This window comes from Enterobacter sp. HK-058-C-ECC (assembly GCF_047531125.1).
Lineage (GTDB): Bacteria > Pseudomonadota > Gammaproteobacteria > Enterobacterales > Enterobacteriaceae > Enterobacter > Enterobacter quasiroggenkampii.
Genome location: NZ_JBLKCH010000014.1, coordinates 61477 through 82928 on the forward strand (window position 1 = coordinate 61477; position 21452 = coordinate 82928).

Below are 21452 nucleotides of genomic sequence, written 5' to 3' on the forward strand. Positions count from 1 at the left end.
CCGGTTTTATTTAGTTAATGTTGTGTTTTTGCCACTGTTACGACGCATCCGGCGTTTAATACGTTTTATGAACCGCGCCACTTTCCATGCGCGCTTAATGCAGTAGCCGTACAGGAAAAATGCTAGCAAGAATAATACCAACATGACCCATTCTGGCACAAAATGAGCATACTCCGCGGCAACACCCACTCCCGCAAGGATAGCAGCCGCTACGGTTATCAAAACAAATGCCTGTCTGGAGGTGAATCCAGCTCGCATGATCAAATGATGAATATGCTGTCGGTCGGCTGAGAAGGGACTCATCCCTTTGCGCAAGCGGCGATACATTATCGCAACCATATCCATTAACGGGATAGCGATAATCCACAACGCGGTAACAGGGCTGATAGGATGGACTTGTCCCTGAGTCGTTTCCAGCAAGATCCAGATGACGGTAAACCCAATAAGTGTACTGCCCGCATCACCCATAAAGACTTTATAGCGACGCCCCAGCGCACCGAGGTTTAACAGGATATAAGGCAGGATGGCGGCAATCATGGCGAAGCACCACATAGCAAGACTATATTGTCCGTCAAACCACAAAATAAAACCGATCGCGGCAAATGAGACGCAGGAGAGTCCCCCCAGCAAGCCATCAATACCATCGACCATGTTGAATGCGTTTATAGCCACCCATACGGCGAAAAGCGTCAGAAAATAGCCGAACGGGCCGAGCACCATCTCCCACGAGCCAAAAATATAGCCCAGGCTACTCAAGTAGAGTTTTGCTGAGACCATCATGGCAATGCCAACTGCCGCCTGCACAAAGGCGCGAATTTTAACGCTGATGTCATAACGATCGTCAAGCGCGCCGACGATAACCAGTACCGTTGAACACATCAGGTATAATTTGACATGTGGGACATAGTAGTTAGCAATTGCGAAGGCATAGCAAATACCAGCAAATACTGAGATACCACCCACCAGGGGGATCATACCCTGATGACGTTTCCGGAAGTTGGGTTTATCCACTAACCCCACGTATTTCGCCACCTTACGCGCAATAAACAGAAAACAGGTGGTGAATAAAAAAATACTGGTTAGATCAGTAAACGTATCGAATAGGTTCACAATGGATTCTCAACAAATGTTAGTCTCGGAAGTATAACCATGAAGGCTCATAGCCCGAAGGTAAAAGTAAACCTCTTGTGACCTCATTTGTATATTATTCAAGCTATTAATGTTTTTACTCTACGAATCGTCTTATTGTTACACCTACACGTCAAAATTGGGAGTAGGTGGTACTAGCGTATAGTCCATAAAAGAAAAACGCCACGTAAAAACGTGGCGTTCGCTGGCTTTATTTGCGTTACGAGCGTTTCATCATGTCGAAGAAATCGTCGTTGGTTTTGGTCATCGCCAGTTTGTTAATGAGGAACTCCATCGCGTCGATTTCACCCATTGGATGGATGATTTTGCGCAGGATCCACATTTTCTGCAGCTCTTCCTGAGTGGTGAGCAACTCTTCTTTACGGGTACCGGAACGGTTGTAGTCGATAGCCGGGAAGACGCGTTTTTCAGCGATCTTACGAGAGAGGTGCAGTTCCATGTTGCCTGTACCTTTAAACTCTTCGTAAATCACTTCGTCCATTTTGGAACCGGTATCGATCAGCGCCGTCGCGATGATGGTCAGGCTGCCGCCCTCTTCCACGTTACGTGCAGCACCGAAGAAGCGTTTCGGACGATGCAGGGCGTTAGCATCCACACCACCGGTCAGCACTTTACCAGACGCTGGCACCACGGTGTTGTAGGCACGCGCCAGACGGGTGATGGAGTCGAGCAGGATGATCACGTCTTTCTTGTGCTCAACCAGGCGTTTTGCCTTCTCGATAACCATTTCCGCAACCTGAACGTGGCGAGATGCTGGCTCGTCGAAGGTAGAAGCAACCACTTCACCTTTAACCAGACGCTGCATCTCGGTCACTTCTTCCGGACGTTCGTCAATCAGCAGCACCATCAGCACACAGTCTGGGTGGTTATAGGCGATGCTCTGCGCGATGTTCTGCAGCAGCATGGTTTTACCCGCTTTTGGCGGCGCCACAATCAGACCACGCTGGCCGCGACCAATAGGTGATGCCAGATCCAGAACACGCGCGGTTAAGTCTTCGGTCGAACCGTTACCACGTTCCATGCGCAGGCGAGAGTTCGCGTGCAGCGGCGTTAAGTTCTCAAAGAGGATCTTATTACGCGAGTTTTCAGGTTTGTCGAAGTTAACTTCATTGACTTTCAACAGCGCAAAGTAGCGTTCACCCTCTTTAGGAGGACGAATCTTACCTGAAATGGTGTCACCAGTGCGGAGGTTGAAACGGCGGATTTGGCTGGGGGATACGTAGATGTCGTCAGGGCCGGCGAGGTAGGAGCTGTCTGCAGAGCGGAGGAAACCAAAACCGTCTTGCAATATCTCCAGCACACCGTCGCCAAAGATATCTTCGCCACTCTTAGCGTGCTGCTTCAGGATGGCGAAAATGATGTCCTGCTTGCGCATACGAGCCTGGTTTTCCAGCCCCATATTTTCGCCGAGAGTGATCAGCTCAGAAACCGGCGTATTCTTTAATTCGGTAAGATTCATAATGGTGTGGGTTCTTAAACTCGGGGTGATTCTCGAACTTAATGTTGTGAATGGTATGGCAGGGTCATCCATGCCTGTTTAGCGGCCATCAACTCATGTCTGTTCGCTGTCTGGTCACAGGGAAAGAACGCAGAACTGAAACGACAAGACGGATTGAGTGACAAGCCCGGAATTTAGCCACTTCACGCACTGGATATGTCAACAGCGGGAAGTATCGGGTAAAACAAGATTCAAACAACAAGATATGTTTAAAACGAAGTCATAGCTAACTTAGCACGACTTCAGCCGGGCGTCCAGAGTTCCAGATCATTTAGCCGGGAGCTCTGAACGCGCAGCGGAGAAACCTTACGCCAGGTTAGCGTCCAGGAACTCTTTCAGTTGACCTTTGGACAGCGCGCCCACTTTGGTCGCCGCCACTTCGCCGTTTTTGAACAGCAGCAGGGTCGGAATGCCACGGATACCGTATTTTGGCGCGGTGCCCGGGTTCTGGTCGATGTTCAGCTTGGCAACGGTCAGTTTGCCCTGATATTCGTCGGCGATCTCATCCAGAATCGGGGCGATCATTTTGCAAGGACCACACCATTCAGCCCAGAAATCGACGAGGATCAGCCCGTCAGCCTTAAGTACGTCCGTGTCAAAACTGTCGTCAGTCAGGTGAATAATTTTATCGCTCATATATAACTCCACAGGAATAAGCCTGGTACGTTGGTTTTGTCTCCACCAACGACGTGTTGATGTCGCATTAACCAACTAAAGGTTGACTTTATTTCACCGGATACGCTTTCGTAAAGCAATAGTAAGCTGATATTCTACCACACTATGAGCAAAACACATTTAACAGAACAGAAGTTTTCCGACTTCGCGCTGCACCCGAAGGTGATTGAAGCCCTTGAAAATAAAGGGTTTCATAACTGCACGCCCATTCAGGCCCTCGCGCTGCCGCTGACGCTGGCCGGTCGCGATGTTGCCGGGCAGGCGCAAACCGGTACCGGCAAAACGATGGCGTTTTTAACGTCAACGTTTCATTATTTACTTTCTCACCCAGCGATTGCAGACCGCAAAGTTAACCAGCCGCGCGCGCTAATTATGGCCCCGACGCGAGAACTGGCGGTACAGATCCATGCAGACGCTGAACCCCTGGCGCAGGCTACCGGCCTGAAGCTGGGCCTGGCCTATGGCGGCGACGGCTACGATAAACAGCTGAAAGTGCTGGAAAGCGGTGTGGATATCCTGATCGGTACCACCGGCCGTCTTATCGATTACGCCAAACAGAACCACATTAACCTCGGTGCCATCCAGGTTGTGGTGCTCGATGAAGCTGACCGCATGTACGATCTGGGCTTCATTAAAGACATCCGCTGGCTGTTCCGTCGTATGCCTCCGGCTAACCAGCGCCTGAATATGCTGTTCTCTGCAACCCTCTCCTACCGTGTGCGCGAACTGGCGTTCGAACAGATGAACAACGCCGAGTACGTGGAAGTGGAACCGGAGCAGAAAACGGGTCACCGCATTAAAGAAGAGCTCTTCTATCCTTCGAATGAAGAGAAGATGCGCCTGCTGCAAACGCTGATTGAAGAAGAGTGGCCAGATCGCGCCATTATCTTCGCGAACACCAAACACCGCTGTGAAGACATCTGGGGCCATCTGGCTGCAGACGGCCACCGTGTTGGCCTGTTGACTGGCGACGTCGCGCAGAAAAAACGCCTGCGAATTCTCGAAGAGTTCACCCGTGGCGATCTCGATATTCTGGTCGCCACCGACGTGGCTGCACGTGGTTTACACATTCCAGCCGTAACGCACGTCTTTAACTACGATCTGCCAGACGACTGTGAAGACTACGTACACCGTATCGGTCGTACCGGTCGTGCGGGCGCAAGTGGTCATTCGATTAGCCTTGCGTGTGAAGAGTATGCGCTGAATCTTCCGGCCATTGAGACCTATATCGGTCACTCTATTCCGCAGAGCAAATACAATCCGGAAGCGCTGTTAAGCGAACTGCCGCCGCCTAAGCGTCTAACCCGCCCACGCTCCGGCAATGGACCGCGTCGTTCAGGCGGCGCACCGCGTAATCGTCGTCGTTCAGGTTAAGAAAATATGCTCAGCTCCACCTCGCTTTATGCAGCAATCGATCTCGGTTCGAATAGTTTTCATATGCTGGTTGTGCGCGAGGTGGCAGGAAGCATACAAACGCTGACGCGCATTAAGCGCAAGGTCCGCCTCGCGGCGGGCCTGAGCAGCGATAATCACCTCTCACCTGAAGCCATGGAACGTGGCTGGCAGTGTCTGCGACTCTTTGCCGAGCGTCTGCAGGATATCCCGCATGCCCAAATCACCGTCGTCGCCACCGCGACACTCCGCCTGGCGGTTAACGCCGTGGATTTTATTGCCAGAGCGCAGGAAATTCTCGGTTGCCCGGTTCAGGTTATCAGCGGTGAAGAAGAAGCTCGCCTGATTTATCAGGGGGTTGCACATACCACAGGGGGTGACGATCGCCGCCTGGTGGTGGATATCGGCGGTGCCAGTACCGAGCTGGTGACCGGCACCGGCGCGCAGGCAACCTCGCTGTTCAGCCTGTCGATGGGCTGCGTGACCTGGCTTGAGCGCTACTTTACCGATCGTAATCTGGGTAAAGAGAACTTCGACGAGGCAGAAAATGCGGCGCGCGAGGTGTTACGTCCGGTGATGGACGAGCTGCGCTATCACGGCTGGAAAGTCTGCGTGGGTGCGTCGGGCACCGTTCAGGCCCTGCAGGAAATCATGATGGCGCAGGGAATGGACGAGCGGATTACGCTTGCCAAGCTTCAGCAGCTAAAACAGCGCGCCATTCAGTGTGGACGCCTTGAAGAGCTGGAAATTGAAGGCCTGACGCTCGAACGCGCGCTGGTTTTCCCGAGCGGGCTGGCTATTCTGATCGCTATTTTTACCGAACTGAACATCCAGTGTATGACCCTGGCCGGCGGCGCGCTGCGTGAAGGTCTGGTCTACGGGATGCTGCATCTGTCGGTCGATCAGGACATCCGCAGCCGTACCCTGCGCAACGTGCAGCGTCGTTTTCTGGTTGATATCGATCAGGCAGGACGCGTATCGCAGCTGGCGTCACGCTTCGCCGATCAGGTCGCTAACGTCTGGGATCTTGAACCACTGAGCCGCGATTTACTGCTGAGCGCCTGTGCGCTCCATGAAGTGGGGCTGAGTATTGATTTTAAGCAGGCTCCTGCTCATGCAGCGTATCTGGTGCGCAACCTGGATTTACCGGGCTATACACCCGCACAGAAAAAATTGCTGGCAACGCTGCTGCTGAACCAGACCAATGCCGTTGATCTCTCGTCTTTGCATCAGCAAAACGCCGTACCGCCGCGCGTGGCCGAACATCTGTGCCGCCTGCTGCGTCTGGCGATTCTGTTTGCCAGCCGCCGTCGCGATGATTTGCTGCCTGCGATCGGCCTGGTGGCCGATGACGAAAAACTGTCGCTGACGCTGCCGGAAAACTGGATTGAACGTCACCCACTTGGGGCAGAGATGATCGAGCAGGAGTGCCAGTGGCAGAGCTATGTGCACTGGGTGCTGGAAGTGAAGTAATACGCTGAACATTGCCGGGTGGCGGCTTCGCCTTACCCGGCCTACTCATCCTTATCCTTTCTCTTTGGCTTTTGCCAGCATGGCGCGAATGTTCGCCACGTTAGCCTGCCCCTTGTGCATCCGCTCTTCCGCAGTAATTACTTTGCGTTCCTGCTCCCAGATCAGGTCATCCTGCGGCAGTTCCAGCAGGAAACGGCTCGGCTCCGGGCGGACAAGTTCGCCATACTGACGGCGCTCTTTACACAGTGTGAACGTCAGCTCTTTCTGCGCGCGGGTGATCCCCACGTAGGCCAGGCGGCGCTCCTCGTCGACGTTGTCTTCATCAATGCTGCTCTGATGCGGTAACAACCCCTCTTCCATACCAACCAGATAGACATACGGGAACTCCAGACCTTTTGACGCGTGCAGCGTCATCAGCTGTACCTGATCGGCCTCTTCTTCGCTCTCGCCACGCTCCATCATGTCGCGCAGGGTAAAGCGGGTGACCACCTGCGTCAGGGTCATCGGCTCGTCGATTTCAGAACCCTCCAGCATTTCGGTCATCCAGCTGAAGAGCTGGTTGACGTTCTTCATGCGCATCTCAGCGGCTTTCGGGCTGGCCGAGGTTTCGTACAGCCAGGACTCATAGTCGATGCCGTGAATGAGATCGCGCACCGCCGCCACCGGCTCGCGCTCCGCGAGACGCTGCACTTCGCCGAGCCAGTGGGTGAATCGCGTTAACGAATCATAGCCGCGACCGGTTAACGTCTGGCTTAGCCCCATGTCGAAGCTGGCGGTAAACAGGCTTTTGTTACGCGTCATCGCCCACTCGCCGAGTTTTTGCAGCGTCGCCGGGCCAATCTCGCGTTTTGGCGTATTCACAATGCGCAGAAACGCGCTGTCGTCATCCGGGTTAGTGAGTACGCGCAGATAGGCCAGCAGGTCTTTGATCTCTGGCCGTGAGAAGAACGACGTACCGCCCGAGATTTTGTACGGAATGCGGTTCTGCATCAGCATCTTTTCAAAGACGCGCGACTGGTGATTCCCGCGATAGAGGATCGCGTAATCCTTATATTCGGTTTTATTGACGAAGTGATGGGCGATCAGTTCACCGGTGACGCGCTCCGCTTCATGCTCTTCGTTATTGGCGCTGAGCACTTTCAGCTCCGTCCCGTAGCCCAGCTCGGAGAAGAGACGCTTCTCGAACACGTGCGGGTTATTGGCGATCAGGATATTTGCCGCTTTCAGGATACGCCCGGAGGAGCGGTAGTTCTGCTCCAGCTTAATCACCTGCAGCGCCGGAAAATCTTTGCTCAGCAGCACCAGGTTTTGCGGACGCGCGCCGCGCCAGGAGTAAATTGACTGGTCATCATCGCCGACCACGGTGAAACGCGCGCGCTGCCCCACCAGCAGCTTCACCAGCTCGTACTGGCTGGTGTTGGTGTCCTGATACTCATCCACCAGCAGGTAACGGATTTTGTTCTGCCAGCGCTCGCGAACCTCTTCATTACGCTGCAGCAGCAGCGTCGGCAGCAGGATCAGGTCGTCGAAGTCCAGCACGTTGCACGCTTTCATGTGCGCATCGTACAGACCGTAGCAGTGGGCAAAGATGCGATCCCGTTCGCCTTTGGCGATCGCCGCGGCCTGGGCCGGGGTCATCAGATCGTTTTTCCAGTTTGAGATCGTCGAGATCAGCTGCTGCAACAGCACCTTGTCATCTTCGATCAGCCCCTCGGTGAGCTCTTTGAGCAACGCCACCTGGTCGGTGTCATCAAAGAGGGAGAAGTTGGACTTCATGCCCAGCGCCGCATACTCGCGCTTGATGATATCCAGCCCCAGCGTGTGGAAGGTGGAGATCATCAGGCCCCGGGCCTCTTTGCGCCCCAGCGTCTGGCCGACACGCTCTTTCATCTCACGCGCCGCTTTATTGGTAAACGTCACCGCCGCAATGTGCCGGGCCTGATAGCCACAGCCGCGGATCAGGTGCGCAATTTTGTTGGTGATCACGCGGGTTTTACCGGATCCAGCCCCCGCCAGCACCAGACACGGTCCGGTGACAAATTCGACGGCTTGTTGTTGTCCGGGGTTTAAACGCATAAATGATCACTCAATGAAAGTCAGGAGGGGAGAATAACAGCGTGGTAGTATAGCGAGCCTAATCCATACCACTCAAGGCACGATCATGGCAAAAACAGCAGCAGCACTGCATATTCTTGTTAAAGAAGAGAAACTGGCTCTGGATCTTCTGGAGCAGATCAAAAACGGCGCCGACTTCGGCAAACTGGCGAAGAAGCACTCTATCTGTCCGTCAGGCAAACGCGGCGGCGATCTGGGTGAATTCCGCCAGGGTCAGATGGTACCGGCGTTCGATAAAGTGGTCTTCTCCTGCCCGGTGCTGGAGCCAACCGGCCCGCTGCACACGCAGTTCGGCTACCACGTGATTAAAGTGCTGTATCGCAAATAAAAAAGCCGGGTGGCGGCTACGCCTTACCCGGCCTACATCTTACGGTTTTGTAGGTCGGGTAAGCGAAGCGCCACCCGACAAAGTTGTTAACCCGCTACCGCGATACGCTTCATATCGGTCATGTAGCCACGCAGTTTGTGGCCCACTTTCTCGATCTGGTGGCTGCGAATCGCTTCGTTCACATCGCGCAGCTGCGCGTTGTCCACGGCACCTTCTGCAATCGCTTTACCCAGATCGCCCGGCTGCAGAGTGGTCATAAACTCTTTCAGCAGCGGTACGCAGGCGTAAGAGAACAGGTAGTTACCGTATTCTGCGGTATCAGAGATCACCACGTTCATTTCGTACAGACGCTTACGGGCGATGGTGTTCGCAATCAGCGGCAGCTCGTGCAGTGATTCGTAGTACGCAGACTCTTCGATGATGCCGGAATCCACCATGGTTTCGAACGCCAGCTCAACGCCCGCTTTCACCATCGCGATCATCAGGACGCCTTTATCGAAGTACTCCTGCTCGCCGATTTTACCTTCATACTGTGGCGCGGTTTCGAACGCGGTTTTACCGGTCTCTTCACGCCAGGTCAGCAGTTTCTTATCGTCGTTCGCCCAGTCTGCCATCATGCCGGAAGAGAACTCGCCGGAGATGATGTCGTCCATATGTTTCTGGAACAGCGGCGCCATGATGGTTTTCAGCTGTTCAGACAGCGCGTAAGCACGCAGTTTTGCCGGGTTGGACAGACGGTCCATCATCAGCGTAATACCGCCCTGCTTCAGCGCTTCGGTGATGGTTTCCCAGCCGAACTGAATCAGTTTTTCCGCGTATGCCGGGTCGGTACCCTCTTCCACCAGCTTATCGAAGCACAGCAGAGAACCGGCCTGCAGCATGCCGCACAGAATGGTCTGCTCGCCCATCAGGTCAGATTTCACTTCGGCAACGAAGGAAGATTCCAGCACGCCCGCACGGTGGCCGCCGGTCGCCGCTGCCCATGCTTTGGCAATCGCCATACCTTCGCCTTTCGGATCGTTTTCCGGGTGTACCGCGATCAGGGTCGGCACGCCGAAACCACGCTTGTACTCTTCACGTACTTCGGTACCCGGGCACTTCGGTGCCACCATCACCACGGTGATGTCTTTACGGATCTGCTCGCCCACTTCAACGATGTTAAAGCCGTGGGAGTAACCCAGCGCGGCACCGTCTTTCATCAGCGGCTGTACGGAACGCACTACGTCAGAGTGCTGCTTGTCCGGCGTCAGGTTAACCACCAGATCCGCCTGCGGGATCAGCTCTTCGTAGGTACCCACTTTGAAGCCGTTTTCGGTCGCTTTACGCCATGAAGCGCGCTTCTCGGCAATCGCTTCTTTGCGCAGTGCGTAGGAGATATCCAGACCGGAGTCACGCATGTTCAGGCCCTGGTTCAGACCCTGTGCGCCACAGCCGACGATGACCACTTTTTTACCCTGAAGGTAGCTTGCGCCATCGGCAAATTCGTCGCGCGCCATGAAGCGGCATTTGCCCAGCTGCGCCAGCTGCTGGCGCAAGTTCAGTGTATTAAAGTAGTTAGCCATGGGTGATACCTCGTGATGTTGTGTGTCTTATTGTTCGGTTCGCGTTTCAGCGAGAATGTACCCACATTACAACAGGAAATTTATTGCGGAAATTGATATATTCACAACGTCATATTGCAATTTTTGCAATGTAAAAAGAGGGAGTGGAATCGGTGGATTTACGCGATCTGAAAATGTTTCTTCACCTGGCGGAAAGCCGCCATTTTGGCCGCAGCGCGCGGGCGATGCACGTCAGCCCCTCCACGCTGTCGCGCCAGATCCAGCGCCTTGAGGAAGATCTCGGCCAGCCGCTGTTCGTGCGCGATAACCGCACCGTCACCCTCACGGAAGCGGGCGAAGAGCTGCGCATTTTTGCCCAGCAGACGCTGTTGCAGTACCAGCAGCTGCGGCACTCTATCGATCAGCAGGGGCCGTCACTCTCCGGTGAACTGCATATTTTTTGCTCCGTGACCGCCGCCTACAGCCATCTGCCGCCCATCCTTGACCGCTTCCGCGCGGCGCATCCGTCAGTTGAAATTAAGCTCACCACCGGCGACGCCGCCGACGCAATGGAAAAAGTGGTGACGGGCGAAGCGGATCTCGCCATTGCCGGGAAGCCGGAAACCCTGCCGGGCGCGGTAGCGTTCTCGATGCTGGAGAATCTGGCGGTGGTGCTGATTGCCCCAGCGCTGCCCTGCCCGGTGCGTAACCAGGTGTCGGTGGAAAAACCGGACTGGTCGACGGTGCCGTTTATCATGGCCGATCAGGGGCCGGTGCGACGTCGCATTGAGCTGTGGTTCCGCCGCCAGAAAATCAGCAACCCGTCGATTTACGCCACCGTCAGCGGTCATGAGGCGATGGTGTCGATGGTGGCGCTCGGCTGCGGCGTGGCGCTACTGCCGGAAGTGGTGCTGGAAAACAGCCCGGAACCGGTGCGCAATCGCGTGATGATTCTGGAACGCAGCGACGAGAAAACGCCGTTTGAGCTTGGCGTGTGCGCACAAAAAAAGCGGCTGCATGAGCCGCTTATTGATGCGTTCTGGACGATATTGCCGAACCACTGAACCCGGGTGGCGCTACGCTTACCCGGCCTACGCGCAGCTCTACCACTAGCCTGCCAGGAAGAAGCGGAACGCCGGGTTATGGGTTTCGTCGTGACACTCATAGCCCAGCTCGTTCAGCCGCGTTTCGAAATCCGGCTCGTGCTCGCCCAGTTCGAACGCCGCCAGCACGCGACCATAATCGGTGCCGTGGCTGCGGTAGTGGAACAGGGAGATGTTCCAGTGCGTACCCAGCGTGTGCAGGAACTTGAGCAGCGCGCCCGGCGATTCCGGGAACTCAAAGCTGAACAGGCGTTCCTTGAGCGGCTTCGAAGGACGGCCACCGACCATGTAACGCACGTGCAGCTTCGCCATCTCATCGTCAGAGAGATCGACCACGCTATAGCCGCCTTCATGCAGCAGGTTGAGGATCTCTTTGCGCTCCTCCACGCCACGGCTCAGACGCACGCCGACAAAAATGCAGGCATCTTTGGCATCGGCAAAACGGTAGTTAAATTCCGTCACCGAACGGCCGCCCAGCAGCTGACAGAACTTCAGGAAGCTGCCCTTCTCTTCCGGAATGGTCACCGCCAGCAGCGCTTCACGCTGTTCGCCCAGCTCGCAGCGCTCGGAAACATAGCGCAGGCCGTGGAAGTTAACGTTGGCGCCGGAAAGCACGTGCGCCAGACGCTCGCCACGAATGTTGTGCTGCGCGATGTATTTTTTCATGCCCGCCAACGCCAGCGCGCCGGACGGTTCCGCCACCGCACGCACGTCTTCGAACAAATCTTTCATCGCCGCGCAGATGGCATCGCTATCCACCGTGACGATATCGTCGAGATATTCCCGGCACAGGCGGAACGTTTCATCGCCAATACGCTTCACCGCCACGCCCTCGGCAAACAGCCCGACCCGCGGCAGGTCGACCGGATGCCCGGCATCCAGCGCCGCTTTCAGGCAGGCGGAGTCTTCCGCTTCCACGGCAATGACTTTGATCTGCGGCATCAGCTGTTTGATCAGCACCGCCACGCCTGCGGCTAAACCGCCGCCGCCCACCGGGACAAAGACGCGGTCGAGATGGGCATCCTGCTGCAGCAGTTCAAGCGCCAGCGTCCCCTGCCCGGCAATCACCATCGGGTGGTCGAACGGCGGCACCCAGGTGAACCCCTGCTGCTGCGCCAGCTCAATCGCTTTGGCTTTGGCTTCGTCAAAGTTGGCCCCGTGGAGTAAGACTTCGCCGCCGAAACCGCGCACCGCGTCGACCTTGATGTCTGCGGTAGCAACCGGCATCACGATCAGCGCTTTCAGACCCAGGCGAGCAGACGAGAACGCCACGCCTTGCGCATGGTTACCTGCCGAGGCGGTAATCACGCCGCGCGCTTTTTGCTCGTCGGTCAGCCCGGCCATCATCGCGTAGGCGCCGCGTAGCTTAAAGCTGTGCACCGGCTGGCGGTCTTCGCGCTTCACCAGGATAACGTTGTCGAGGCGCGAAGAGAGTTTTTCCATTTTCTGCAGGGGGGTGACCTGCACGGCTTCATAGACCGGCGCGCGCAGCACCGCTCTCAGATACTCCGCCCCCTCAGGGGCGGCGGATAAGGGTTGCGACTCGGCCATCGTTAGCCCCCAAGTTTCGATTTATCGCGCACCGCGCCTTTATCTGCACTGGTGGCAAGGCTCGCGTAGGCGCGCAGGGCGAAGGAGACTTCACGCTGACGGTCTTTCGGCGTCCAGGCTTTGTCGCCGCGCGCTTCCTGCGCTTCACGACGGGCCGCGATCTCCTGGTCGCTCAGCTTGAGCTGAATGCCGCGATTCGGAATGTCGATTTCGATCAGGTCGCCGTCTTCGATGATGGCGATGTTGCCGCCGCTTGCCGCTTCCGGCGAAACGTGACCGATGGAGAGACCAGAGGTGCCGCCGGAGAAACGCCCGTCGGTGATCAGCGCGCAGGCTTTACCGAGGCCCATGGATTTCAGGAAGGTGGTCGGGTAGAGCATCTCCTGCATGCCCGGCCCGCCTTTTGGCCCTTCGTAGCGAATGACCACCACGTCGCCTTCCACCACTTTACCGCCCAGGATGGCGTCTACCGCCTCATCCTGACTTTCGTACACTTTCGCCGGACCGGTGAATTTCAGGATGCTGTCGTCCACGCCAGCGGTCTTCACGATGCAGCCATTTTCAGCAAAGTTACCATACAGCACGGCCAGACCGCCGTCTTTGCTGTAGGCGTGTTCCAGCGAGCGGATGCAGCCTTCGGCGCGGTCATCGTCCAGGGTGTCCCAGCGGCAATCCTGCGAGAATGCCTGCGTGGTACGAATACCGGCAGGACCGGCGCGGAACATTTTTTTCACCGCGTCGTCTTTGGTCAGCATCACGTCGTACTGGTCCAGCGATTCCGGCAGCGTCAGGCCGAGCACGTTTTTCACGTCACGGTTCAGCAGCCCGGCGCGATCCAGCTCGCCGAGGATACCGATGACGCCACCGGCACGGTGCACGTCTTCCATGTGGTACTTCTGCGTACTTGGCGCGACCTTACACAGCTGCGGCACTTTACGGGAGAGCTTGTCGATGTCACTCATGGTGAAGTCGATTTCGGCTTCCTGCGCGGCGGCCAGCAGGTGCAGAACGGTGTTGGTGGAACCGCCCATGGCGATATCCAGGGTCATGGCGTTCTCGAATGCCGCTTTACTGGCGATGCTGCGCGGCAGCGCGCTGGCGTCGTCCTGCTCGTAGTAGCGCTTAGTCAGCTCAACGATACGTTTACCGGCGTTGAGGAACAGCTGCTTACGGTCGGCATGGGTTGCCAGCAGCGAGCCGTTGCCCGGCTGAGACAGACCCAGCGCTTCGGTCAGGCAGTTCATGGAGTTAGCCGTGAACATACCGGAACAGGAGCCGCAGGTCGGACACGCAGAGCGTTCCACCTGATCGCTCTGCTCGTCAGAAACCTTCGGATCCGCCCCCTGAATCATCGCATCAACCAGGTCGAGCTTGATGATTTTGTCGGAGAGCTTGGTTTTCCCCGCTTCCATTGGGCCACCGGAGACGAAGATCACCGGAATGTTCAGGCGAAGGGAGGCCATCAGCATCCCCGGGGTGATTTTGTCGCAGTTGGAGATACAGACCATCGCATCGGCGCAGTGGGCGTTAACCATGTACTCCACCGAGTCGGCGATCAGCTCGCGCGACGGCAGTGAATAGAGCATGCCCCCGTGGCCCATCGCGATACCGTCATCCACCGCAATGGTGTTGAACTCTTTCGCCACGCCGCCGGAGGCCTCGATTTGCTCGGCAACCAGCTTACCCAGATCGCGCAGGTGCACATGGCCCGGGACGAACTGGGTGAAGGAGTTCACCACGGCGATAATTGGCTTGCCGAAATCGGCGTCGGTCATTCCGGTGGCGCGCCACAGTGCGCGGGCACCCGCCATGTTACGGCCGTGGGTGGTGGTGGCTGAACGATACTTAGGCATGCTTTATTTACTCCCGTCTGACTATGTAATGGGACGGTGCGTGCCGTCCCAAATTTATATTTAGTGATTAACCTGATCCAACCAGCCGTATTTATCTTCTGTTTCGCCGGTGAAGAGACCAAAGAACGCTTGCTGAATGCGTTTGGTGACCGGGCCACAGCGGCCTTCGCCCACCTGGATACCGTCTACACTGCGTACCGGCGTGATTTCAGCCGCGGTACCGGACATAAACACTTCATCGGCCAGGTAGAGGGATTCGCGGGACAGCACCTGCTCGCGCACTTCGATACCCAGGTCTTTCGCCAGCTTGATGATGGCGTCACGGGTGATGCCCGGCAGCGCGGACGAGGTGAATGGCGGCGTAAACAGAATGCCGTCTTTCACTTCAAACAGGTTTTCACCTGCGCCTTCGGAGATGTAGCCATTTACATCGAGCGCGATACCTTCCTGGTAGCCATGACGGCGCGCTTCGCTACCGACCAGCAGGGAAGAAAGGTAGTTACCGCCTGCTTTCGCGGCGGTCGGGATGGTGTTTGGCGCAACGCGATTCCAGGAAGAGACCATTGCGTCGATCCCCTGCTCCAGGGCTTCTGCGCCCAGGTAGGCCCCCCACGGGAACGCGGCAATGATCACATCCGTGGTATAGCCAGCGGGCGGGTTCACGCCCATACCGACGTCGCCCACAAACACCAGCGGACGAATATAGGCGCTGGTCAGGTTGTTCTTACGGATCACGTCGCGGCAGGCTTCCATCAGCTCATCCACGCTCTGAGATACCGGGAAACGATAAATTTTGGCTGAGTCATGCAGACGCTGCATGTGTTCGCGATGGCGGAACACCACTGGCCCTTTGTGAGAATCGTAGCAGCGGATGCCTTCAAACACGGAGGTACCGTAATGCAGCGCGTGGGACATCACGTGGACCTTCGCGTCCTCCCAGCGAACCATCTCACCGTTGAACCAAATGTAATCAGCTTTTTTTGTCGTCATTTTTTCGTCCTGTCACGCTTAAGCGCGGATTTGTTGTGATGTGGTTGTGCTCTGGCAGATGGCAACATGGGCAACGTCTACCAGCTTTGATAACTGACTAAACAGTAAGTCGACCGACCGCGGGCTGGCAACGGTTAATTCGATACTGATGTTTTGGGCGTCAGTGGCCGTCTCCATATTCATAGAGCAAATCTGAAAACCACGATGACGCACCACACGCAAAACGCGCTCTAAGGTTTCTGGGTTGAAGCGAGCCTGTACGGCGACCTGATGCTGCATCATGATAATTTCTCCATCATTTGTGAGTTACTGGCACCAGGCGGTACCAGCGGCCAGACGTTCTCGAGTTCGTCGATTGAGACATGAAGCAGGTAAGGCCCCTCGCTGTTCAGCATGGTGTCGAGCGCCGCTTCAACCTGATCTTTACGGGTGATGTGCTGACCAGGGATGCCAAAAGCGCTGGCCAGCGTGAGGAAATCGGGGTTATCGGTAAGGGTCGTTTCGCTGTAACGCTCCTGGAAGAACAGCTGTTGCCACTGGCGAACCATCCCTAAACGCTGGTTGTCGAGCAAGACGATTTTCAGCGGCAACTGCTTGCGCTTAACGGTGCCGAGCTCCTGAACGTTCATCATGAAGGAGCCGTCACCGGAGATACAGATTACGGTATCGTTCGGGCGGGCAACCTGTGCGCCAACGGCGGCTGGCAGACCGAAGCCCATCGTCCCTAACCCGCTGGAGGTGATGAAGTTTTCCGGGCACGTGTAGGTCATGTGCTGCGCTGACCACATCTGGTGCTGGCCGACATCGGTCGTCACCACGCTGTTTGTCGGTTTACGGTCGGACAACTGCTTCAACAGCAGCGGCGCGTAGATAGCCTCGCCCGGGTGATCGTAACGCCAGGCGTGTTCAGCGCGCATATCGGCGGTGTGCTGACGCCATGCGTTGATATCCAGCGGCTGCTGCAATGCCGGTAACAGCGCGTTGAGATCGCCCTGCAGCGCGACGTGCGCCTGACGCAGCTTGTTCATCTCCGCCGGGTCGATATCCATATGGATGACTTTGGCGTTCGGCGCAAAGGTATTCAGCTTGCCGGTAACGCGGTCGTCAAAACGGGCACCGACGGCGATGAGCAGATCGCACGCCTGCACCGCCAGGTTTGCCGCTTTAGTGCCGTGCATCCCGAGCATGCCCAGATAGTACGGGTAGTCTGCATCTACCGCACCCAACCCTTTCAGCGTGCAGGTGGCAGGCATTTGCGTTACCGCAATAAATTCACGCAGGGCGGGAACGGCCTGCGCCATGCCTACGCCACCGCCAACGTACAGCATCGGCTGTTTTGCCTGCGCCAGCATCTGGCGCGCCTCTTCAACTGCCGCATGCGGAAACGCGTCGTCGCTTCGAACGGTGGAGAAGTGCGGCTCCAGTTCGCCGAGTGCGACCTGGATATCTTTCGGGATATCCACCAGAACCGGGCCAGGGCGGCCGGAGCTGGCAACCTCGAATGCTTCAGCCATGACGCGCGGCAGCTCTTCCAGAGACTGAACAAGGAAACTGTGTTTGGTGCAGGCCAGCGATAAACCCAGAACATCGACCTCCTGAAAAGCGTCGGTACCGATGAACGGAGACGCCACCTGCCCGGTGATGGCAACAACGGGAACAGAATCCAGCAGCGCGTCAGCCAGGCCGGTGATCAGGTTAGTTGCGCCAGGGCCTGACGTCGCCATACACACGCCGGTTTTACCGGTCGCGCGGGCGTAACCAATGGCCGCCATCACTGCGCCCTGCTCGTGTCGGCACAAGAGATGTTCCACGCCGCCGTCATACAGTGCATCGTAAATCGGCATAATTGCGCCACCTGGATAACCGAATACTGTCTCGACTCCCTGCGCGCGCAACGCATGTACTACCCACTGTGCCCCATTCATAGTTAGTTCCCCGTCATAAATCGGGAGAAACAGAATTTTGTGCTAGTCGTCATTCTCTGCTCCTCATCTGCGTTTTTTAGTCATAAAAAAACCCCCGGACCTTTCGGTGCGGGGGTCTTAGTTCGTTAAGGCTTGATTTCTAAGCCTTTCCTCGTCCAAGTGCAGCCCCGCACGGTGGGATAATAATCACCACCACGCTAATCACGACCAGGCTAATCACTCGTAGAAGGGCTGTCATTTTCAGTTCTTTTTGCATCTTGTTCGAAGGAATACCTAAAGAGGTATCACAGTTTTCAAATTAAACACAAGATTTATTTATGACGGATTTGGTTAGCCCGCGAATCATATTTCTTAAAAGCGTTGTTTTATATACGGAAATTAGAAAATGAATATTTTTCATTTTTTTACTGTGGTGCTGACCGTCAAAACAGGATTTTTTCGTTCTGCGAGGAGCTTTCCACGATTATGAAATTGTTGCAATGCGCCATTAAAATCCCTGAATAAGCGGCGTAAATTCACGAAATGGCAATAAACAAACATAACGAGCACTGACATAGTCACACCAGGAGGTAGTGCAAATGTCACTGTCAGTTGTTTATACGCGGGCGGCCCTCGGGGTAAAGGCACCACTTGTTTCCGTAGAGGTGCATTTGAGTAATGGGCTGCCCGGACTCACGCTTGTCGGGTTACCTGAAACGACGGTTAAAGAAGCCAGGGATCGCGTCCGTAGTGCAATAATAAATAGCGGTTATACCTTCCCTGCGAAGAAGATCACCATCAACCTTGCTCCCGCCGACCTGCCTAAAGAAGGGGGACGATACGATTTACCTATCGCAATTGCCCTTCTCGCGGCTTCTGAGCAGCTTAATACGACAAGGCTAGGCTCGTATGAGTTCGTGGGTGAACTCGCGCTCACAGGCGCGCTGAGAGGCGTTCCCGGCGCGATATCGGGAGCGCTGGAGGCCATACGATCAGGCCGGCAAATCATTGTGGCCAATGAAAACGCATCAGAAGTGAGTCTTATCGCGGAAAAAGGATGCCTCATCGCGGGACATTTACAGGAAGTTTGTGCCTGGCTGGAAGGACGACATGAACTGTCCGAACCGGAGGAGTGTGACGAGGTTATAGCCGACGTCCCGGAGGATCTCAGCGAGATTATGGGACAGGAGCAAGGGAAGCGGGCGCTGGAGATTACGGCCGCAGGTGGACACAATCTTCTGTTGATTGGCCCGCCAGGTACGGGGAAAACGATGCTGGCGAGCAGGCTGAGCGGGTTACTTCCACCGCTCAATAACCATGAAGCGCTGGAAAGCGCCGCCATCTATAGCCTCATCAGTTCTGCATCGTTGCAAAAACAGTGGCGCCGTCGTCCTTTTCGTTCCCCACATCATAGCGCTTCACTGACGGCGATGGTCGGCGGTGGATCTATCCCCGGGCCGGGTGAGATCTCACTGGCGCACAATGGCATTTTGTTTCTCGATGAGCTGCCCGAGTTTGAGCGCCGCGTGCTGGATGCGCTGAGAGAACCTATTGAATCTGGCGAAATACATATCTCGCGCACGCGGGCCAAAATAAGCTATCCCGCGCAGTTTCAACTGGTCGCTGCGATGAATCCCAGCCCGACGGGCCACTACCAGGGCAACCATAACCGCTGTACGCCAGAGCAGACGCTGCGCTATCTGGGAAAGTTATCCGGTCCGTTCCTCGACCGTTTCGATTTATCTCTCGAAATCCCGCTTCCTCCTCCGGGCCTGCTCAGGCAGACGGGCATCACGGGTGAAAGCTCTGCGAAGGTACGCGAGCGGGTGATCGCCGCCCAGGCACGACAGTACACTCGCCAGAACAGGCTAAATGCGCGGCTGGATAATGCCGGGATCCGGCAGTTTTGTGCCCTTAACAGTGAGGATGCGGTATGGCTGGAGGAGACGTTGACGCGCTTTGGGCTATCTATACGTGCGTGGCAGCGTTTGCTAAAAGTGGCCAGAACCATTGCTGACGTGGAGGGATGTACTGACATTGAGAGGAAACACTTGCAGGAGGCGCTGAGCTATCGCGCTATCGATCGTTTGCTGCTGCATCTGCAGAAGTTGCTGGCATAAAAAAAGGGGCCGTAGCCCCTTCTTATCATCTTAGTCATCAGACTCGGTGTAGTCTTCTGCACCTTCCATCTGCGGCTTACCGCCAGACAGCGTATGGAAGCGCTTTGGACGCTTAATGCGTGCCATATACTTGATCCACACACGTTCCGCTTCAGACTGCGGCTCACGCTCACCACGGCAAACAGAAACAAACTGTTTTTCGTCTTCGGTTGCAGGTTCACGCTTACCCAGATCCAGCTCGTTAAAGGCATAACCATGGCGCTCAAGCAGTTGAGCTTCTTTGATGGTGAAATCGCCGTGACGAGAGAACCCGCGCGGATAATGTTTATTGTCGAAAAAACGATTAGTCGTCGTAAAGCTTTCCGCCATCCTACACGCTCCTAATTCTTTGGCCGAGCTATTTATGGCGCGGAGTATTAGTTACGCTTGACAGAGTGTAAAACAAAACATTTAAATCATAACGACAAATAATTTTGCGGAGAAAGATGTGGATACGGAATTGCTTAAAACTTTCCTTGAAGTGAGCAGAACACGCCACTTTGGGCGAGCAGCGGAAGCCCTTTACCTGACGCAGTCAGCAGTCAGTTTTCGTATTCGACAGCTGGAAAATCAACTGGGTGTGAATCTTTTTACCCGCCATCGCAACAATATTCGCCTCACGCCCGCCGGTGAAAAACTGCTGCCGTACGCAGAAACGCTGATGAATACCTGGCAGGCGGCACGCAAAGAGGTTGCACATACTTCGAGGCATAATGAGTTCTCGATAGGGGCCAGCGCTTCCCTGTGGGAATGTATGCTAAGTCAGTGGCTTACCCGGCTTTATCAATCTCATAGCCACCTGCAATTTGAAGCCAGGATTGCGCAACGGCAGTCGCTGGTTAAGCAACTTCATGAGCGTCAGCTTGATCTTCTGATCACAACCGAAGCCCCCAAGATGGACGAATTTAGCAGCCAGATCGTCGGTCAGTTTGGCCTGGCGCTTTATGCCTCTGAACCGTCGATGATGAAAGCAGACCTGACCTATTTGCGCCTCGAATGGGGGCCAGATTTTCAGCAGCATGAGACGGGATTGATTGCACCTGATGATGTTCCACAGTTAACGACCAGCTCTGCGGAGATCGCCTGTCAGCAACTGCCCTTGCTGAGAGGTTGTACCTGGTTACCTGTTCGCTGGGCAGACACTAAAGCGGGGCTGCATACGGTGTTGGATTCCACCACGCTTACCAGACCGCTGTATGCGATTTGGCTGCAAAACAGTGATAAGCAGTCACAGATAAAAGATCTGTTAAAAATCAATGTAATGGATTGATACATCAGCCAGCAGGAATGCTGGCTGAACAGTAAGAAGAGGCGTTTTTACAGGATTACAGGCAAAAAAAATCCTTTGCCGAAGCAAAGGATTATATATGGCAGGGGCGGAGAGACTCGAACTCGCGACACCCGGTTTTGGAGACCGGTGCTCTACCAACTGAGCTACGCCCCTAAAGTTTTTTGCCATTAAGCCTGCCAGTAAGGCAGGCTTAATGTCTTAATAAGTGGCGGAACGGACGGGACTCGAACCCGCGACCCCCTGCGTGACAGGCAGGTATTCTAACCGACTGAACTACCGCTCCACCGAAGACTGCTTGTAACCACCGGATTAATGCACCGGCTTACTACTTAATTTGATGCCTGGCAGTTCCCTACTCTCACATGGGGAGACCCCACACTACCATCGGCGCTACGGCGTTTCACTTCTGAGTTCGGCATGGGGTCAGGTG

19 protein-coding genes, 2 tRNA genes and 1 rRNA gene are annotated in these 21452 nt (G+C 55.5%); 6 read left to right on the forward strand and 16 right to left on the reverse strand.

Annotated features, from left to right (window positions below; genetic code table 11):
* Positions 1 to 6: 6 nt before the first annotated feature.
* From wecA to trxA, 3 genes are all read right to left on the reverse strand, one after another.
* Positions 7 to 1110, reverse strand: coding sequence for a UDP-N-acetylglucosamine--undecaprenyl-phosphate N-acetylglucosaminephosphotransferase (wecA, locus tag ACMWJS_RS20270; RefSeq protein WP_045909243.1), 1104 nt, complete (start codon positions 1108 to 1110; stop codon positions 7 to 9).
* 238 nt (positions 1111 to 1348) lie between these two features.
* Positions 1349 to 2608 (reverse strand): transcription termination factor Rho, encoded by a 1260-nt coding sequence (rho, locus tag ACMWJS_RS20275; RefSeq protein ID WP_008501566.1) that lies wholly within the window; start codon positions 2606 to 2608, stop codon positions 1349 to 1351.
* A 345-nt stretch (positions 2609 to 2953) separates the two neighbouring features.
* The gene (trxA, locus tag ACMWJS_RS20280; protein WP_006179218.1) at positions 2954 to 3283 is read right to left on the reverse strand and encodes a thioredoxin TrxA; all 330 of its coding nucleotides are present in this window, start codon (positions 3281 to 3283) and stop codon (positions 2954 to 2956) included.
* A gap of 144 nt (positions 3284 to 3427) precedes the next feature.
* Here trxA and rhlB point away from each other — a divergent pair, with 144 nt between their 5' ends.
* A complete protein-coding gene (gene rhlB, locus ACMWJS_RS20285) occupies positions 3428 to 4696 on the forward strand; it encodes an ATP-dependent RNA helicase RhlB (protein ID WP_021242834.1) in 1269 nt (422 codons plus the stop codon).
* Between the two features lie 6 nt (positions 4697 to 4702).
* Positions 4703 to 6187, forward strand: a complete 1485-nt coding sequence (gene gppA / locus ACMWJS_RS20290; protein WP_063622989.1) for a guanosine-5'-triphosphate,3'-diphosphate diphosphatase — start codon at positions 4703 to 4705, stop codon at positions 6185 to 6187.
* Between the two features lie 51 nt (positions 6188 to 6238).
* Here gppA and rep read toward each other — a convergent pair whose 3' ends face one another.
* Positions 6239 to 8263, reverse strand: coding sequence for a DNA helicase Rep (rep, locus tag ACMWJS_RS20295; RefSeq protein ID WP_008501569.1), 2025 nt, complete (start codon positions 8261 to 8263; stop codon positions 6239 to 6241).
* Positions 8264 to 8348: 85 nt separating this feature from the next.
* On the opposite strand from rep, the gene ppiC reads away from it, so the two are divergent.
* Positions 8349 to 8630, forward strand: coding sequence for a peptidylprolyl isomerase PpiC (gene ppiC, locus ACMWJS_RS20300; RefSeq protein WP_008501570.1), 282 nt, complete (start codon positions 8349 to 8351; stop codon positions 8628 to 8630).
* Between the two features lie 86 nt (positions 8631 to 8716).
* Here the strand turns inward: ppiC and ilvC are convergent, their stop codons facing one another.
* On the reverse strand, positions 8717 to 10192 hold the full coding sequence (ilvC, locus tag ACMWJS_RS20305) for a ketol-acid reductoisomerase (RefSeq protein ID WP_008501571.1): 1476 nt from the start codon (positions 10190 to 10192) through the stop codon (positions 8717 to 8719).
* A gap of 152 nt (positions 10193 to 10344) precedes the next feature.
* On the opposite strand from ilvC, the gene ilvY reads away from it, so the two are divergent.
* Positions 10345 to 11235 (forward strand): HTH-type transcriptional activator IlvY, encoded by an 891-nt coding sequence (gene ilvY, locus ACMWJS_RS20310; RefSeq protein ID WP_008501572.1) that lies wholly within the window; start codon positions 10345 to 10347, stop codon positions 11233 to 11235.
* Between the two features lie 45 nt (positions 11236 to 11280).
* Here the strand turns inward: ilvY and ilvA are convergent, their stop codons facing one another.
* From ilvA to ilvL, 7 genes are all read right to left on the reverse strand, one after another.
* A complete protein-coding gene (gene ilvA / locus ACMWJS_RS20315; RefSeq protein ID WP_023618949.1) occupies positions 11281 to 12825 on the reverse strand; it encodes a threonine ammonia-lyase, biosynthetic in 1545 nt (514 codons plus the stop codon).
* A 2-nt stretch (positions 12826 to 12827) separates the two neighbouring features.
* Positions 12828 to 14678, reverse strand: coding sequence for a dihydroxy-acid dehydratase (gene ilvD / locus ACMWJS_RS20320; RefSeq protein ID WP_045909248.1), 1851 nt, complete (start codon positions 14676 to 14678; stop codon positions 12828 to 12830).
* Positions 14679 to 14738: 60 nt separating this feature from the next.
* Positions 14739 to 15668, reverse strand: coding sequence for a branched-chain-amino-acid transaminase (gene ilvE, locus ACMWJS_RS20325; protein WP_023309654.1), 930 nt, complete (start codon positions 15666 to 15668; stop codon positions 14739 to 14741).
* A gap of 18 nt (positions 15669 to 15686) precedes the next feature.
* Complete coding sequence (gene ilvM / locus ACMWJS_RS20330; protein WP_006179206.1) at positions 15687 to 15950, reverse strand: acetolactate synthase 2 small subunit; 264 nt, start codon at positions 15948 to 15950, stop codon at positions 15687 to 15689.
* Positions 15947 to 17593, reverse strand: a complete 1647-nt coding sequence (gene ilvG / locus ACMWJS_RS20335; RefSeq protein WP_196353193.1) for an acetolactate synthase 2 catalytic subunit — start codon at positions 17591 to 17593, stop codon at positions 15947 to 15949. The genes ilvM and ilvG overlap by 4 nt, the downstream gene beginning before the upstream one ends.
* A 2-nt stretch (positions 17594 to 17595) precedes the next feature.
* Positions 17596 to 17646 carry a peptide IlvX gene (ilvX, locus tag ACMWJS_RS20340; protein ID WP_166792073.1) on the reverse strand — a complete coding sequence of 17 codons (51 nt, stop codon included), beginning with the start codon at positions 17644 to 17646 and terminating at the stop codon, positions 17596 to 17598.
* A gap of 86 nt (positions 17647 to 17732) precedes the next feature.
* On the reverse strand, positions 17733 to 17831 hold the full coding sequence (ilvL, locus tag ACMWJS_RS20345; RefSeq protein ID WP_001311244.1) for an ilv operon leader peptide: 99 nt from the start codon (positions 17829 to 17831) through the stop codon (positions 17733 to 17735).
* A 340-nt stretch (positions 17832 to 18171) separates the two neighbouring features.
* On the opposite strand from ilvL, the gene ACMWJS_RS20350 reads away from it, so the two are divergent.
* Positions 18172 to 19692: a YifB family Mg chelatase-like AAA ATPase gene (locus tag ACMWJS_RS20350; RefSeq protein WP_262802648.1), complete on the forward strand. Its 1521-nt coding sequence runs from the start codon at positions 18172 to 18174 to the stop codon at positions 19690 to 19692.
* Between the two features lie 30 nt (positions 19693 to 19722).
* On the opposite strand, the gene ACMWJS_RS20355 is transcribed toward ACMWJS_RS20350, so the two are convergent.
* Positions 19723 to 20061, reverse strand: a complete 339-nt coding sequence (locus ACMWJS_RS20355; protein ID WP_008501577.1) for a DUF413 domain-containing protein — start codon at positions 20059 to 20061, stop codon at positions 19723 to 19725.
* 118 nt (positions 20062 to 20179) lie between these two features.
* Between ACMWJS_RS20355 and hdfR the strand changes: the two genes are divergently transcribed.
* A complete protein-coding gene (gene hdfR / locus ACMWJS_RS20360) occupies positions 20180 to 21001 on the forward strand; it encodes an HTH-type transcriptional regulator HdfR (RefSeq protein WP_032675646.1) in 822 nt (273 codons plus the stop codon).
* 98 nt (positions 21002 to 21099) lie between these two features.
* On the opposite strand, the gene ACMWJS_RS20365 is transcribed toward hdfR, so the two are convergent.
* The 3 genes from ACMWJS_RS20365 to rrf form a co-directional block, all read right to left on the reverse strand.
* Positions 21100 to 21175, reverse strand: a tRNA-Trp gene (locus ACMWJS_RS20365).
* Positions 21176 to 21228: 53 nt separating this feature from the next.
* Positions 21229 to 21305: transfer RNA gene (locus ACMWJS_RS20370), tRNA-Asp, on the reverse strand.
* A gap of 56 nt (positions 21306 to 21361) precedes the next feature.
* Positions 21362 to 21452, reverse strand: a 5S ribosomal RNA gene (gene rrf / locus ACMWJS_RS20375); the annotation flags it as partial.